This window comes from Moraxella sp. CTOTU47724 (assembly GCF_032014955.1).
Taxonomy (GTDB): domain Bacteria; phylum Pseudomonadota; class Gammaproteobacteria; order Pseudomonadales; family Moraxellaceae; genus Faucicola; species Faucicola tetraodonis.
Genome location: NZ_DALZSV010000015.1, coordinates 27520 through 42006 on the forward strand (window position 1 = coordinate 27520; position 14487 = coordinate 42006).

A 14487-nucleotide genomic window follows, 5' to 3' on the forward strand; every position below is an offset into this window, starting at 1 on the left:
ACAGCAGATTGTTTTGACCATAAAATCTGTGGATGGGCTAGGGGAGCGCCAACAAAAAGTACGCGAGTTTCCGATTGTGTTTGCCAGTCGCGAGGCGCAAATCGCGCATGCCTTACGTCTATTTGCCGCCAATGACCTAAAGCTTGCCAGTGGCGTGTATTTTGCGATTGTCGAATCTCAAGGACAGCTGCTGATTGATGAGATTGATCCCAACATCAGCATTACCCGAAACGGTCAACCCATCAACCGACATGATGTTTTGCTGCCCAATGATGTGCTAAGCATTAATCATGCGATAACCGTGCAGTTGTTGTTAGCCCAATAAATGGGCGTAAAATAAAACAGCATCGATAAAGTGGTTTTTAAAAATGATAGATTTAACATGATACAGCGTGGCATGAAACCCAGTAAGTTATATTTACCCCATGATAAGTTGTATATGGGTGGGCGGCTTATCGATTATTTGGCAGCGCATTTTTCTCATATTAGTTTGGCAAACTGGCAACGACGGTTTGACAGCGGTTTAATTAGCCTTGAGCGTGGCGAGCCGCTCAAACACGATTCGCCCTATTTGGCAGGGCAAACCATCTTGTACTATAGGCAGGTTGAGAATGAGCCTATCATTCCATTTGAGCCCAGCATTATTCATTTGGATGAACATTTACTGGTGGTCGATAAACCGCATTTTTTACCCGTCACACCGTCAGGTCACTATGTCAGCCAAACCCTACTAGCCAAATTAAGAAATCATCCAGATTTACAGCAGTTAGCGGTAAATGATATCTCACCCTTGCATCGGTTGGATAAGGACACGGCAGGCGTGATGTTATTATCGGTTAATCCAAGTAGTCGCGCTTGCTATCATGCGCTGTTTGCCGATAGACACATACACAAAACTTACCACGCCATAGCACCGACTCGCAGCGATTTATGTTATCCCTTTCACATCCATTCCAGACTTGAGAGTGGTGAGCCGTTTTTTTTGACCAAGACGGCCCAAGGTGAGCCCAATGCGCATACTGTGATTGAATTGATTGAAAATAATGGGGCGTTTAGTTTATACCGATTAACCCCGGTGACGGGCAAAAAACACCAGTTGCGGGTGCATATGGCAAGTTTAGGTATGCCGCTGTTAAATGACAATTTTTATCCCACTGTCAAGACCCAAGGCAGTAGCGATTTTACGAAGCCTTTGCAACTGTTGGCAAAATCCATCGCGTTTATTGACCCTATTACCCAGCAAGCAAGGCGTTTTGATAGTCAGCTACGGCTGATAAAAATCTAAGTGATTGATTTATTTGATTTTTATTATTTCTTTAAGCTGTTCACTGGCAAGTTTGACATCTTTTTGCCCCAAAATTGCAGAAACGACTGCCACGCCGTCAATCACACCACCAGTGGACATTTCGGCAGATTGCAGCGCGTGTTGTAAGGCGGGCAGGGTGGTGTGATTGATACCACCAATGGCGACAATCGGAATCGTTACCGCTTGTCGTATTTGCGTTAGGCTCGCTATGGTGACTGTTTGGGCATCTTGTTTGGTAGATGTGGCAAACATCGCGCCAACGCCCAAATAATCTGCGCCGTCTGCTTGCGCTTGGATCGCTTGCTGGGCGGTGCGCGCGGAAACCCCAATGATTTTATCTTTGCCTAAAATTTGCCGAACCACGCCACAAGGCAAATCACTTTGACCGATATGCACCCCATCTGCTTCAACTGCGAGGGCGATATCGACACGGTCGTTAATCAGTAATGGCACGTTATAGTGGTGGCAAATCGCTTTGATACGCAGCGCGCGCTCATAGAACTCTTTACTAGCAATCGCTTTTTCTCGAAGCTGCACCAATGTCACGCCGCCCAATATCGCTTGTTCAACGGCTTGCTCAAGCGTCTGCTGTTGCAAGCAATGGCGATCTGTGACCAAATATAGCCGATAATCAGCACGGTTATGCATCATGTTTGACTTCCCATATCATATTGACATGCTCAATGCCGTCTTCAAGGTAACAGTCACCTTGTATACAAAAGCCGAGCGCTTGATAAAAGTGTATCAGATAAGTTTGAGCGGCGATAAAAATCGGCTGGCTAGGGTAGTATTGCTGGCAAATTTCAATGGCTTTTTGCATCAAATCACGCCCATAATGGTGACCGCGAAACTCGCCAACCGTTAACACACGACCAATCGCGACATAACCCAAATAATGATAATCAGGTGGGATAATCCGCGCATAACACGCCAGATAATTATCGATAAAACCCTGTAAATGCCAACAGACCAAGTCGGTATCATCAATGTCTGGATAAGCGCAAAGTTGCTCTACAACAAACACATCACAGCGCGCCTTAAAAATGCCATACAAGGCTTGTGATGATAACTGTGGCAGTAGATTGAGTTGAAACGTTAGCATACGAATAAATCAAACGGATTGAACATTAGCATTATTTTAGGCTGGCTTGGCTGTCGATAGTATGCCATTTGACCATTTTTTTACCCAATAACGGCAAGCAAAACGAAGGCAATTGGTACGCGCCAATCAGCGGTAAAAACATCGCACCCATAAATGGCGTGGTAATGGTATACGCCAATAACACATTGCGACCACCGCAAGCCAGCGCAGAGATAATGGCGTTTTCATAGCCAAAGCGGCGGTATAAAAAATAAGCAGAAAAGTAAAATACTAACGACAAGGCAGTGCCCAAACCAAATAAGCTTAACGCCTGCATGGGATTGGTGTCAAAGGTATGTCTAAAGCCCGACATCAATCCAAGCGGAAACATCATCAGTAGAATAATGTTAAACTTGGCAATTTTTGGATAATAAGTATTGAGCTTATCACGGGGAATATATTGGCGTGCTGCGACCGCCAAAATCATGGGGGCGATAATGTAAATTAATAACCGCTTAATATACAGCACAAAGTCTAAATGGGCGTCCTTACTGCCAAGCAACCACAATATCACCAGCAAGCTAACAGGCATGACCAACGTGGCTGTGATAGTTTTTGCCATGGCTAATAGTGCATCAAAACCAACTGCATTCACAATAGCGCCCGTACCAAATAGCGGTGCGGTGGCTGATAGACCCGCGATAGCCAACAACAAATCACCACGGACACCCAGTAAATAAGCAATCAAGGTCATGGCTAAGCTCATAAGCGCACTTTGGAAGATGGCAAATCCCCAAACATATTGCGTCGTCATGCGTCTAATCAGCTGAGTTTGGTCAATGCCCAACAAAGTAAAAAACATCAAGAAAAATAAAATCTGCGGCAGAAGCCCAAGGACAAAATGCGACAAGTTAGGAAATATAAATCCAATCACACCAAACAATGGCATAAAAATCGTACTGTGACGGGCAATAAATCCAATCATGATAAATCCTTGGCGATTTTAATGATAAACAAACAAACGATAAATAAATAATTGAGTGAGCATACTACTCATTATTGATTGATAAATGCAAATGGTTTTGCTGCTAATTGTCATTTCATCATTAAATTAATCACTGTGCCATACATCTCGTTTTTGACGCCCATAGCTTTTATTTCGCATAATGTATATTATGTTAAATAAAATAATTCAAACTAAACGCTAACTGCCACTCAAGGCTCACCGTGTCTGCTAACGGTCTTTCACAGCTTGCAATGCGTTATCAAGATTTTGATTCACCGTCTTTTCTATCAGTGGCAAAAAACTTTTGAATAAAAACCCAAGCTTTGCTTGCATATCAAATACTTTATCATCCACTGTTAACATACCTGTCACACCGGCACGAGAAAAATTGACACGTATTTGCTCATCACTGCGCACTACATCGCAATGCATTTTATAGTCTTTTTCTGCTGAGACAATCCAGTCTTCGGTTATCTCAAAGGCTTGCGCTTTACTGATGCCATGCTCACGATGAATCACAAAATTACTCATACTTTTCTACTTTTTTTCTACGCTGTCTTGGATTTTTGGCTATTTATTGTTAGTGGTCTGCGTTCGCTGAATTTAGGTTAGCCCTTCAAAACACGTGCGGGTCACGATAGCGATAATCTCATCATCGTTATACAGCTGCGACGAGCGTAAAAACCCCAGTACAGGGTCACAAGCTCTGGCATATAAGGTATATAAAATTGCCAGTCCTGGTATGTTGCTTTGCAACTTCCCCTCTGCTTGCGCTTGCTCAATCCATTCACCGATGCTATCTGACAACATCACCAAGTTGTTGATGTAATCGTCATTGGCAATTAGCAGCTCGCGCAGCTGGGAGTTTTCACTCGGCAGATTCGGCATTTTTTGCGCCAGTTTTAGTCGCATCGCCCACTGTGTCAGCGCTTTTAGCTTATCGATGGCGGTTTGTTCAGTCGCGTTTAGCTGATTGATGACCTCAAGCGCTTTGTGCATGATATCAACCAGCGCCGCCATGCCTAGCGCTTCTTTACTGGGAAAATGTCGATACAATGACGCCTTGGCAATGCCCACCGTATCAGCAATCTCATCGACGGTCATCGCGTCATAGCCTTTGGTGGCTAACAAATGGTTGACTGTTTCAATAATCAGCGACTCACGCTCTAGCATCATTCGCTGTTTAAACGTTAACTTTTTCATCACAATTTTCTAATGTTTTTCAGGTTTCTAATATTTATGAGGTTAAAAATTAGCTAATATTATACTACAAATGTTTTTATGATACTTATTATTTGATTATATACTAATAATTATATTTTTATACTAAATAGTATAAAACCTATTGCCAACCATCCGCTACTCTTTTATAGTATGCGGTAAGTCGTTTTCAAAATTTTGTATTGAGTTGTTATATTGAGTCGCTATGATGCCCACCCCCAATTCCTCAAAGCCATTATCCATCGTCATTACAGGTGCAACCTCAGGCATCGGTTTACAGTTGGCGATGGATTATCTAAGCCAAGGGCATGAGGTGTATACCGTGGGTCGAAACAGCGATGTTTTGCACACATTGGCAACGATGGGAGCAAAAACGATTCAGCTTGACTTAACCGAGTATGATGCCGTGATGCAAGCTTTTAGCGACATTAAAACGCTGGATTTATTCATTGCTGCGGCGGGTATTTGTGAATACATTGACATGCCAGACTTTGATTCGCGGTCTATCATGAGGGTGATGAACGCAAATTATGGCTCGTTGGTGCATGCCATTGAAGCACTACTACCCGCCCTGAAGGCAACTAAAGGTAAAATTGTCACCGTCGGCTCAGCTTCTGCTTTGGTGCCCTTTGTGCGTGCAGAGGGGTATGGTAGCTCAAAAGCGGCAATCCATTATCTGAGCAAAACCTTGCAGATGAGCCTGCAACCTTATGGGGTCAAAGTGGCTTTGGTAGTACCGGGCTTTGTCAAAACGCCGATGACGCTGCAGAACGACTTTCCAATGCCTTTTTTGCAAACCGTACAGCAAGCCAGCCAAGCCATTCAACAAGGGATTGCCAATGATGATAATATCATTGAATTTCCGCAGACATTGGTACAGCCCTTAAAGCTATTGGCAAAGTTACCTGATACAGTATGGCATTTTGTGGGTTCAAAACTTTCTCATACGACTTAATTATTTGACTTGTTAATCATTTGACTTGGCTTTAAAGGTATGTCCGCACATGGCAGTGTTTACAAAAAAATCCCCGCACTCTAATTACACAGTCCCCAAACCTGTAGTGGCTAATCCTATAGTAGCCAAGCCTACTAAGCCAAATATTACCACACCAAAGATTGCCATTATTGGCAGTGGCGTATCAGGGCTAACATGTGCGTATTATCTCAAAGACAGTCATGTGGTGACGATGTTTGAAAGCAATGATTATCTAGGCGGGCATGTCAATACGCTGGATGTCACTGTTTCCGAGCGCTCAGCTTTTAAAAATCCGTTTAGACCATCAACCGAAAAAGTCGCCATCGATACAGGGTTTATTGTATTTAATGAGCGTACTTACCCCAATTTTATTCGCTTGCTTGATGAACTCAACGTGCCATTTCAAAAAGCTGAGATGAGTTTTTCAGTTAAAAATACTTATATTAATTTTGAATACAATGGTCATACTTTAAACAGTCTGTTTTCTCAGCGACGCCATGTGCTAAGCCCTCGATTTTGGCAATTTGTTCAGCAGATTTTACGCTTTAATCGCGAGACCAAATCACTATTAGCGAATTTTCGCCAAGCCGATAAAATGCAGCAAGCCGCTTTAAGTCAGCAAACACTCGGGGATTATCTAGACAGTCATGACTATGGCGAGTTGTTTAAAACCAACTACTTGGTGCCGATGGTATCTGCGATATGGTCGATGGGAATGGATGATGCCAAGCGTTTTCCCCTACTCTTTTTTGCCCAGTTTTTTGATAATCATGGTCTGCTAGATGTGGTCAATCGCCCACAGTGGTTTACCTTAGTGGGCGGCTCGAAGCAATACGTCAATGCCTTAATCACTCGGCTTGCTGCAGCAGGTACAACCCTGTATATCAATACCCCAGTGCAATCGGTCACGCGTGGCAAGGATGGGGTTAGCATTGAATTTATTCATCAAGGTAAGCGTCAAACCCAAGTGTTTGATGACGTGGTATTTGCTTGCCATGCCGATGTAGCAAGACGTCTACTAGCTGACATCACTGAGACAGAATCGGCTATTTTAGGGGCTTTTGAGTATACCGATAACGAAGCGGTTTTGCATACTGACACCCAAGTTCTACCCAAAAAACCGCTGGCTTGGGCAAGTTGGAATTACGCGATAGATAAACCCACCGCGCGCGTGGCTGACCAAAAACCTATATTGACGTATCACATGAATATCCTTGAACGATTGACGGCAAAACATAACTATTTGGTGACGCTTAATACGCCGATTAATGAGGCGCATGTCATCAAACATGTGGATTATCGCCACCCTGTATATGACAACAAAATGACCAATGCCCAAAAACGCTGGCATGAAATTTCAGCGAAGCAGCATACCCATTTTTGTGGCGCTTATTGGTTTAATGGGTTTCATGAAGATGGGGTAAAAAGTGGCTTGCGGGTATGCCAAAGTTTGGGGGTGGATATCGATATTTTGGTCACTACCAATACCACAGCTGCCACAACCGCTGCACAAATCAAACGGCTATCTAAGCCCAGCAAACCGTCGGCAAAATTTACCGTATCAAAGTTACCGAGCCACGCTGATAAAAAACGCTCGGTGCTGCAGCGACGGCAAGTAACCGCCACGACCAACCATGCGTTTTGCCAAAACCTAGCGCATGATGGTTTGTGCAACACCCCTCAAAGGTAAATCATCATGACATTTGCCCATCAAATCCTGCAAGGTATGACTTGGCATGCCAGACAAATCCCTACCAATCATGAATTTCATTACCCCTATCGGTTTTGGGCAGTCAATTTAACCCAGCTAGCGGACAATCCATTACCTAATGTAAATATGAGCGCCAGTCATGTGCCAACATGGTTGCCCCAATGGCTGAAAAAATGGCTGAAAAAATCGCTGCAACAATCATTGACTCTCCCTCTGCTATCGCAGCACCATTGGGCGCTTTATCAATTCCATCAAGAAGATTATTTTGCTATCAATCGATTAGACCCCTCTTTAGATAACCGCCTAACCGCTTCGTTAGGACAACCTGCGCCATCGGCTAGTTTATTGGTCAAAGCCCAACAAACTTGGCAGCAATTGACTGGCAGTCAGCCGACTGGCGAGGTGGTGGCTTTGGTCGTGTTACGTAATATGGGTTGGTATTTTAGCCCTGTCAATTTTTATATTGGCTTTGATGAGAACCACCAGCCAAGCCATTTTTTGGCAGAAGTCTCTAACACCCCTTGGAACAAACGCCATTACTATGGTTTTTTACTCGCAGGTGAAAAGACCTTGTACCAACATGACAAAGGTTTTCATGTATCGCCTTTTAATCCCATCAATCAGCAATATCATTGGCGTGTTGAGATTCACCCTAAACGCTATGCATCGGCAAATGACAATCCCGAGCAAAATGGCTTTGATGTTGTGATTGATATTGGACTGACAGATAGGCGTGGCAAAGTGTTTAATGCAGGCGTGAGTCTAAAAGGCGTTCAATTGGACGAGGCTTCGGTGATAACGGCAATTAAGCGCCGACCCTGGATGAGTGCCACATCATTACTGCAAATTTACTGGCAGGCTTTTAAATTATACGTGCTAAAACGTGTACCTTATCAAGCTTATAACCAACGTTTACCCCAGTAATTTACTGAAATTTTTTATGGGAATTGACTATGACACCGTCTTCTTTAGAGGCTAAAAACACTGCAATCTCTCACCCGTCAAATCACCTATCAAAAGGTAAGGAGACCTCGGTTAAACGCCGTCAATCCGATTTAGCCAAGCGGCGCTCGTTTACGGACTATCTACCCTACCCAATTGTTGACCATCTGCTCACGCCTGTTCAACAAAGTGCGGCAAAAGCAGCGCGGCAAATAATATTTTTATTGCTATCAAAGCTCAAACAGGGTCATCTAACCGTGATTGAAACCTTTCATCAGTCTGACCCTGTAGCAACTAAGGTGGCGAATAAGGTAGCGACTCATAAAACCTTCGGTGTTAGGGTGATGAATACTGAGCCTGTAACACAGTCGCCAGTGAGCGATACACAACGAACGCTAGGGGAACAAATTGGCAATCATCCTTTGGCAGTGACACTTACCATCCATTCACCAAAGGTGTATCAACATCTATTAACAGGCGGTTCGATTGCTTTTGCTGATGATTATATTGATGGTTTGTGGAAAGCCGATGATTTAACAGCATTTTTACGTTTGATTGCGCGCAATTTGACCCTCATCAATACCATCGAAGCAAAATTTGCCAATGTGACCAAACGCTGGGAACACCGCCAACACCGCAATCGGCATAATGATAAACGCAACGCCAAATCCAATATTTTAGCCCATTATGATATTGGTAATGCGATGTATGCATTATTTTTGGATGAGCGCATGATGTATTCATCGGCAATTTATCCGACACCCTTATCAAGTTTGGCGGCCGCACAAACCCACAAGTTGGCAAAAATTTGTGAATTGGCTGAGTTAACAGCTGACGATCATGTCATTGAAATCGGTACGGGCTGGGGTGGGTTTGCTATTTATGCTGCCACTCAGTATGGCTGCCGTGTCACCACCACCACTATCTCAGACGCGCAGTATGAAGAAGCCAAACACCGCATTGCCGCTGCCAATCTAACCGATAAAATCACCCTGCTAAAGCAAGACTATCGTGAGCTTACCGGCAAGTATGACAAGCTGGTCAGTATTGAGATGATTGAAGCGGTCGGTCATGAATATCTGCCAGATTTTTTTGCCCAGTGTAATCGACTGCTCAAAGATAATGGGCTGATGGTATTACAAGCAATTACCTTTAATGACCGAGGTTATCAAAAATATTTGCTCGCGGTGGATTTTATCCAAACCCATGTTTTCCCCGGCGGGTGTTTATTGTCTAACAGTGAAATTCTTAGCCAAGCGCGTGACCATACCGATATGCAAGTAACGTCATTGGTTGATTATGGCTATGACTATGCCCGTACCTTGATTGATTGGCGCTATAACTTTATGCAGGCGCTACCGCAGCTCAAGGCGCTCGGCTATGACGATGCGTTTATACGTTTGTGGCATTTTTATTTTGCGTACTGTGAAGCCGGATTTTTGGAAAAAACCATTGGCGTGGTGCAAGTACGCCTTGAAAAAGCCCAGTACCGTTAATCCAATTCGCGCGGTAACGGGTTCATGATAATTAATAACAGGACACAAGGATTTAGCAATGGCACCATTAAACTATCTGTGGGTATATCTGATCGCCGTCATGGTATTTTTGGGTATTGATGCCGTATGGCTTAAAACCATGACCCAACGCTTTTATGCCCCCCGCATTGGACATCTGCTCAGTGAATCACCCAATATGACCGCAGCAGGCGTGTTTTATCTATTTTATGTTTTTGCGCTTTGTGTGGTGGTCATTTACCCGCAGCTAAAATCTCACGCGTCATTGGCAGTATTGGCAGGATATGGGGTGGTCATTGGGCTAATGGCATATGGAACGTATGATTTTACAAGCTTAGCATTACTTAAAGGTTATGATAAAACTGCGGCACTGGTTGATTTTATTTGGGGCGGCTTGGTGACAGGATTAACTTGCGTGATTGTGGGCGTCATCTACAAAAACTGGTTGATGGATTAGCCTTAAGCTAGGTACGCAGCTACAACCCTAATACAAGGCTAAGGCACAATTTTAAGGCAGATTTAAGGCAAAATTTCTTTGCCGTCCCAAGCCCAAATTTTCCCCGAATCTTTGGGTGTGAGCTGATGCAAAACCTTAAGTAAACTTTGCGCGGAAAACGCTGCGGTAAATAACTTGCCTTCTGCCACATTTTTTTGAAAGGGTTTGGATAACTCACTGGCTACCGTGCCAGGGTGCAAAGCAACAATAATTGCGTTGGGGTTTTTTCGTTGCAGTTCGATGCTTAAGTTTTTAATGCCCATATGTAAACTTGCTTTTGCCATTCGATAACCATACCACCCGCCCAAGCGATTATCCGAAATACTCCCTACCCGTGCCGACAATACGGCAAATAGCGACTGGGAGGATTTGTTTAAGGCGGGCAAGGCGTATTTAGCAATCATCATCGGTAATACCGCATTGATATGGAAATATTGGTGCAGCTGATCGGCTGTGATATCACGCAGTGATTTTTCAGGCGCGATGTGTTGAGCGTCGATTTTAGACTCATGTAATAACCCAATCGTCACAATGACACTGTCCAACGCTTGAGTGCTGCTTATCTCTTTGATAAGCGCGGCGACAGCCAGTTCATCATCAAAATCAAGCTGATGAGGGACGATATGGGGGTGGCTAAATGCAGTGGGTTTTCTAGCAATGGCATGAATGGTGGCATTTGGATAGGCACTAGCCAAACAATCACAAAATGCCTTTCCAATCGCGCCAGAAGCACCAAATATGGCAATATTTTGCATACGCTACTCGCTTTTTAGTAATCCAATTATCGCTTTTGCCAGTTTTTGACCGCTTAAGTAGGCAGACTCGACATCACCCTTAAGTAGCCAGTCCCCACAGACACCGATATTTTGGTCGCTATCTAATAGATAGCCTAACTGGTGGTCACCTGATGGGAGGTTAACCGCTTCGCCTGTGGCATAGCGCCAATGGTGTATGTCTTTGTGTGCTGCAGTCGATAAATCGATACCCAATATTTGACTCGCCGCTTGTGTCAAATGGTTGATACAGGCAGTTTTATCTTCCTCAATATGTCTATTGGTCCATGCTGGGGTACTATGAATCACAAGGCTATAACCGCCTTTTCGATGGGGTTTTGCACTATTGACGATAATTTTATCGATATCCTCACCCTCGATTTTGGCATATTCATAGTCTAAAGCCAGCGGTGTATCAAATCCCAGCATCAGCACACTACAAGGCATAAGTGCATATTTATTCAACACTTTGGTATGTAGCGATGTCTGAGCAAAGCTTTTTGCTTGTTCCACAGGCATCGCCGAAATAATCCAATCAAATTGACCCAATGTTTCACCCTTGTCAGTTAACAACTCCCAACTATTAAAAATCGGATGATGGTCAATGATAGAGGCTACCCTAGTATTACGCTGCACAGTTAAGCCACGGGCGAGATGTTTACCAATGGCATTCATAGCGGGTATGCCCACATAGTAGTCAGAATAACAGTCAGACACTCTGGGCACGGAGTGTGGTTTGGTAGATACAGTAGATATGAAGGAATTATCGGGGGTAGCTTGGTCAACTGCCCATACTGCAATCACCCCTTCAGTGAGTAATTGATTGACAAAACCTTGAAAATCGTCGTTACTGGCAGTAAACGCGGCAACACCATGATCAAAATAAAATGGTTCAGCACGGCGCGTTGCCAATCGCCCACCGATGCCACGGGATTTTTCAAAAATCACTACGTCGTGCCCTGCTTGTTGCAACGCTTTACCACAAGTTAATCCTGCTAATCCTGCACCGATAATGGCAATCCGTTTCATAGTTTTATCCGCTCTATACGATTTTTGAAAGTTAAAAAAATAGCGATGACTCGTATCACCGCTATGTCATCAGACCAATAAATTGTTGGCAACTATAGCTAAAGATAATTATGCTTAAAGACAACAATTTATGGCGGATAACTTTATCTATGATAACTTATCTTTTTGGCAAAATGACACGGTCAATTACATGTACCACACCATTGCTCGCTTTGATATCTGTGGTGACAATGTTGGCAACACGTCCATTGGCATCTTGTAATTTACCATTTGAAGTCACCATGATGTTTTGACCTTGTAAGGTTTTAACCATCCCTGGCTTGACATCTTTTGCCATTACTGTGGCTGGCAGCACATGATAAGTTAACACAGATTGCAATAGCGGTTTGTTTGCAAACAATTGCGCTTTGGTCATACCGAGCTCAGCAAGTAGATTGGCAAACGCAGCATTGGTCGGCGCAAATACGGTGATGTTTTTAGTGGTCGCGACGGTGTCGGCTAAACCTGCGGCTACCACCGCTTCAACTAATATTGAAAAATCTGGATTTGATTTTGCTACATCAACAATGTTAGCCGCGTGCATCGGTGCATGAGCGGTATGGGTTGGCGTCGTGGCACAACCGGCTAATAACGTGGTAGAAATCGCCGCTGCTAGGAAGGCTTGTTTTAACATACTTATTTTCCTTACTTAATTATGATTGTTGGATAAAATACAGGTCAGCTTTTTAAGCTAAATTAACTTTAACTGATAACATTAGAATTTTCAATATATTTTTATACTAAAAAGTATAAAAAATACTACTTATTTTAATATATACTATTAGGTAAAATTCATTAACAACAAAAGCGACAATGACTGCATAAATGTCACAGTAACTAGATTATTTTCCGCTACAATTTATTTCTTCATTTTGGGCAACGCATAAGGGCAAAATTATGTACGTTAATTCAAGTACGCAATCACCGACCGTAGCAGTGATTGGCGGTGGTTCAGCAGGTTCTACGATTGCTATACGGCTGGCGATGGCGGGCATTCATGTGCATTTGATTGAAAAAAATGCCAGTCTTATCAACGCCCCACCCATGTGTCATCTGCATGCAGGTGGCAATTTGTACCGCGAAATCAGTGATGAAGATTGCCGCATGTTGATGCGCCAATGTATTGATATTGCCAAGTTGTATCCAGAGAGTATTGATGTGCGCCCCACCCTCATCACGGTGCCAAAACGCGATAACAATACCGCCACTGACTTACTGCCACGGCTTGATATGTTAACGACTTACTATCAATCATTGGTTGATGCCGACCCTAGCAACCAAGTGTTGGGCAATGTCGAAGATTATTACCAAGTGTATGACAAGCAGCAAATTCAACAACTGGTTCAATTAGAAGCTAAAGACATTCCGACCACCACGGATGAGTGGGTTGTGGCGGCTCTTAAAGTAATGGATTTGGAAAAACTGCAATATCCCATCATCGCGGTGCAAGAATTTGGCTGGAATATTTTTAGACTCTCTGCCAGTGCTTTTTTACAATTGCAGCGCCTACAACGTGCGCAGGTACATCTAAATGCCCAAGTTGATGATTTAAACCGTCATATGGATGGCTGGCAAGTGTCTTTTACCGATGAGCATGGTGAGCTTCAGCGTATCTATGCCGATTTTGTGGTCAATGCTTGCGGGTTTAGAACCGGTATTATTGATGACAAGGCAGGCGTGCATATCAAGCGCATGGTAGAATTTAAAGCTTCTTATATCAGTGAATGGCGTGATTATAAGGGGCGTTTGCCTGAGATTATTTTTCATGGTGAGCGTGGCACCCCCAATGGCATGGCGCAGTTTACCCCTTATCCAGACGGGTTTTTTCAGCTGCATGGCATGACCGAAAACATCACCTTATTTAATGATGGGTTGACCGAAGCCACACAACAAAGCAGCCAACCGCCCATTAATCCACAATATCTAAATTATATTGAAAACGGCTGGGAGCCAAACGCACTAAAACAGCGCACCCAAAACGCCATAGATTATGTCAGTGAATTTGTGCCAAGTTTTCGAACTGCCCAAGCGGGAGATAATGCGCTATATGGTGGGCAGCAAGTACCAAGTGATGATATTACTGTGCGCGTCGCGGATTTGCAGGTGTTTGCCAAGCTGCGTTATGCGGTGGCAGAAAATGTGAAAGCCAATTCTACCCTAGATGTGGCGGATAAAGTCATGGATGCGCTAGTTGACGCCAATTTGATAGAAAAATCTGCTTGCAAGCGTCCCAACTGGCACAAAATTGATGTCAATGAAGTCAATATAGTCGCACGCGATATTGCCAAAGCCCGACAGTATCCGTTACCGATGGCAAAGGTCAATCAGCGCTTACTGGTTTGATGGATTGCTGGCTTGATAAAAAAGGTAGAAAAAATTCTACCTTTTTTACT

The 14487-nt window shown here is 43.7% G+C and carries 16 protein-coding genes; 8 read left to right on the forward strand and 8 right to left on the reverse strand.

The features are described 5' to 3' along the window. Window positions 1-325: hypothetical protein (locus tag RTR63_RS04965; protein ID WP_312523005.1), on the forward strand; the 325-nt coding region annotated here is incomplete at its 5' end. Between the two features lie 57 nt (window positions 326-382). Then, on the forward strand, window positions 383-1285 hold the full coding sequence (locus RTR63_RS04970; RefSeq protein WP_312523007.1) for a pseudouridine synthase: 903 nt from the start codon (window positions 383-385) through the stop codon (window positions 1283-1285). Window positions 1286-1294: 9 nt separating this feature from the next. Here RTR63_RS04970 and thiE read toward each other — a convergent pair whose 3' ends face one another. The 5 genes from thiE to RTR63_RS04995 form a co-directional block, all read right to left on the reverse strand. After that, window positions 1295-1957, reverse strand: coding sequence for a thiamine phosphate synthase (gene thiE / locus RTR63_RS04975; RefSeq protein WP_312523009.1), 663 nt, complete (start codon window positions 1955-1957; stop codon window positions 1295-1297). Continuing rightward, window positions 1947-2408, reverse strand: a complete 462-nt coding sequence (locus RTR63_RS04980) for a GNAT family N-acetyltransferase (RefSeq protein ID WP_312523012.1) — start codon at window positions 2406-2408, stop codon at window positions 1947-1949. Before RTR63_RS04980 ends, thiE begins: the two co-directional genes overlap by 11 nt. A gap of 31 nt (window positions 2409-2439) precedes the next feature. Continuing rightward, window positions 2440-3372, reverse strand: coding sequence for a lantibiotic ABC transporter permease (locus RTR63_RS04985; RefSeq protein ID WP_312523014.1), 933 nt, complete (start codon window positions 3370-3372; stop codon window positions 2440-2442). Between the two features lie 249 nt (window positions 3373-3621). Then, window positions 3622-3924, reverse strand: coding sequence for a polyhydroxyalkanoic acid system family protein (locus tag RTR63_RS04990; RefSeq protein WP_312114344.1), 303 nt, complete (start codon window positions 3922-3924; stop codon window positions 3622-3624). A gap of 72 nt (window positions 3925-3996) precedes the next feature. Continuing rightward, window positions 3997-4596 (reverse strand): TetR/AcrR family transcriptional regulator, encoded by a 600-nt coding sequence (locus RTR63_RS04995; protein WP_312523016.1) that lies wholly within the window; start codon window positions 4594-4596, stop codon window positions 3997-3999. A gap of 223 nt (window positions 4597-4819) precedes the next feature. Here RTR63_RS04995 and RTR63_RS05000 point away from each other — a divergent pair, with 223 nt between their 5' ends. From RTR63_RS05000 to RTR63_RS05020, 5 genes are read left to right on the forward strand one after another with little or no spacing between them, the layout of a single operon-like run. After that, on the forward strand, window positions 4820-5569 hold the full coding sequence (locus RTR63_RS05000) for an SDR family NAD(P)-dependent oxidoreductase (RefSeq protein WP_312523018.1): 750 nt from the start codon (window positions 4820-4822) through the stop codon (window positions 5567-5569). Between the two features lie 49 nt (window positions 5570-5618). Next, complete coding sequence (locus RTR63_RS05005) at window positions 5619-7280, forward strand: NAD(P)/FAD-dependent oxidoreductase (RefSeq protein ID WP_312523020.1); 1662 nt, start codon at window positions 5619-5621, stop codon at window positions 7278-7280. A 6-nt stretch (window positions 7281-7286) separates the two neighbouring features. Next, a complete protein-coding gene (locus tag RTR63_RS05010; protein ID WP_312523022.1) occupies window positions 7287-8225 on the forward strand; it encodes a DUF1365 domain-containing protein in 939 nt (312 codons plus the stop codon). 29 nt (window positions 8226-8254) lie between these two features. Continuing rightward, on the forward strand, window positions 8255-9739 hold the full coding sequence (locus RTR63_RS05015) for a cyclopropane-fatty-acyl-phospholipid synthase family protein (protein ID WP_312523023.1): 1485 nt from the start codon (window positions 8255-8257) through the stop codon (window positions 9737-9739). A 58-nt stretch (window positions 9740-9797) separates the two neighbouring features. Continuing rightward, window positions 9798-10214: a DUF2177 family protein gene (locus RTR63_RS05020; protein WP_312523025.1), complete on the forward strand. Its 417-nt coding sequence runs from the start codon at window positions 9798-9800 to the stop codon at window positions 10212-10214. 62 nt (window positions 10215-10276) lie between these two features. Here RTR63_RS05020 and RTR63_RS05025 read toward each other — a convergent pair whose 3' ends face one another. The 3 genes from RTR63_RS05025 to RTR63_RS05035 form a co-directional block, all read right to left on the reverse strand. After that, window positions 10277-11008, reverse strand: a complete 732-nt coding sequence (locus RTR63_RS05025) for an SDR family NAD(P)-dependent oxidoreductase (RefSeq protein WP_312523027.1) — start codon at window positions 11006-11008, stop codon at window positions 10277-10279. Between the two features lie 3 nt (window positions 11009-11011). Continuing rightward, window positions 11012-12055: an NAD(P)/FAD-dependent oxidoreductase gene (locus RTR63_RS05030; RefSeq protein ID WP_312523029.1), complete on the reverse strand. Its 1044-nt coding sequence runs from the start codon at window positions 12053-12055 to the stop codon at window positions 11012-11014. Window positions 12056-12212: 157 nt separating this feature from the next. Next, on the reverse strand, window positions 12213-12728 hold the full coding sequence (locus RTR63_RS05035; protein ID WP_312523031.1) for a fasciclin domain-containing protein: 516 nt from the start codon (window positions 12726-12728) through the stop codon (window positions 12213-12215). Window positions 12729-12991: 263 nt separating this feature from the next. On the opposite strand from RTR63_RS05035, the gene RTR63_RS05040 reads away from it, so the two are divergent. After that, a complete protein-coding gene (locus RTR63_RS05040) occupies window positions 12992-14437 on the forward strand; it encodes an FAD-dependent monooxygenase (RefSeq protein ID WP_312523033.1) in 1446 nt (481 codons plus the stop codon). Window positions 14438-14487: the final 50 nt, after the last annotated feature.

Coding starts and splice junctions, on each gene's coding strand:
- RTR63_RS04970 (WP_312523007.1), top strand. CDS start 383: ATGATACAGCGTGGCATGAAACCCAGTAAGTTATATTTACCCCATGAT.
- thiE (WP_312523009.1), bottom strand. CDS start 1,957: ATGATGCATAACCGTGCTGATTATCGGCTATATTTGGTCACAGATCGC.
- RTR63_RS04980 (WP_312523012.1), bottom strand. CDS start 2,408: ATGCTAACGTTTCAACTCAATCTACTGCCACAGTTATCATCACAAGCC.
- RTR63_RS04985 (WP_312523014.1), bottom strand. CDS start 3,372: ATGATTGGATTTATTGCCCGTCACAGTACGATTTTTATGCCATTGTTT.
- RTR63_RS04990 (WP_312114344.1), bottom strand. CDS start 3,924: ATGAGTAATTTTGTGATTCATCGTGAGCATGGCATCAGTAAAGCGCAA.
- RTR63_RS04995 (WP_312523016.1), bottom strand. CDS start 4,596: ATGAAAAAGTTAACGTTTAAACAGCGAATGATGCTAGAGCGTGAGTCG.
- RTR63_RS05000 (WP_312523018.1), top strand. CDS start 4,820: ATGATGCCCACCCCCAATTCCTCAAAGCCATTATCCATCGTCATTACA.
- RTR63_RS05005 (WP_312523020.1), top strand. CDS start 5,619: ATGGCAGTGTTTACAAAAAAATCCCCGCACTCTAATTACACAGTCCCC.
- RTR63_RS05010 (WP_312523022.1), top strand. CDS start 7,287: ATGACATTTGCCCATCAAATCCTGCAAGGTATGACTTGGCATGCCAGA.
- RTR63_RS05015 (WP_312523023.1), top strand. CDS start 8,255: ATGACACCGTCTTCTTTAGAGGCTAAAAACACTGCAATCTCTCACCCG.
- RTR63_RS05020 (WP_312523025.1), top strand. CDS start 9,798: ATGGCACCATTAAACTATCTGTGGGTATATCTGATCGCCGTCATGGTA.
- RTR63_RS05025 (WP_312523027.1), bottom strand. CDS start 11,008: ATGCAAAATATTGCCATATTTGGTGCTTCTGGCGCGATTGGAAAGGCA.
- RTR63_RS05030 (WP_312523029.1), bottom strand. CDS start 12,055: ATGAAACGGATTGCCATTATCGGTGCAGGATTAGCAGGATTAACTTGT.
- RTR63_RS05035 (WP_312523031.1), bottom strand. CDS start 12,728: ATGTTAAAACAAGCCTTCCTAGCAGCGGCGATTTCTACCACGTTATTA.
- RTR63_RS05040 (WP_312523033.1), top strand. CDS start 12,992: ATGTACGTTAATTCAAGTACGCAATCACCGACCGTAGCAGTGATTGGC.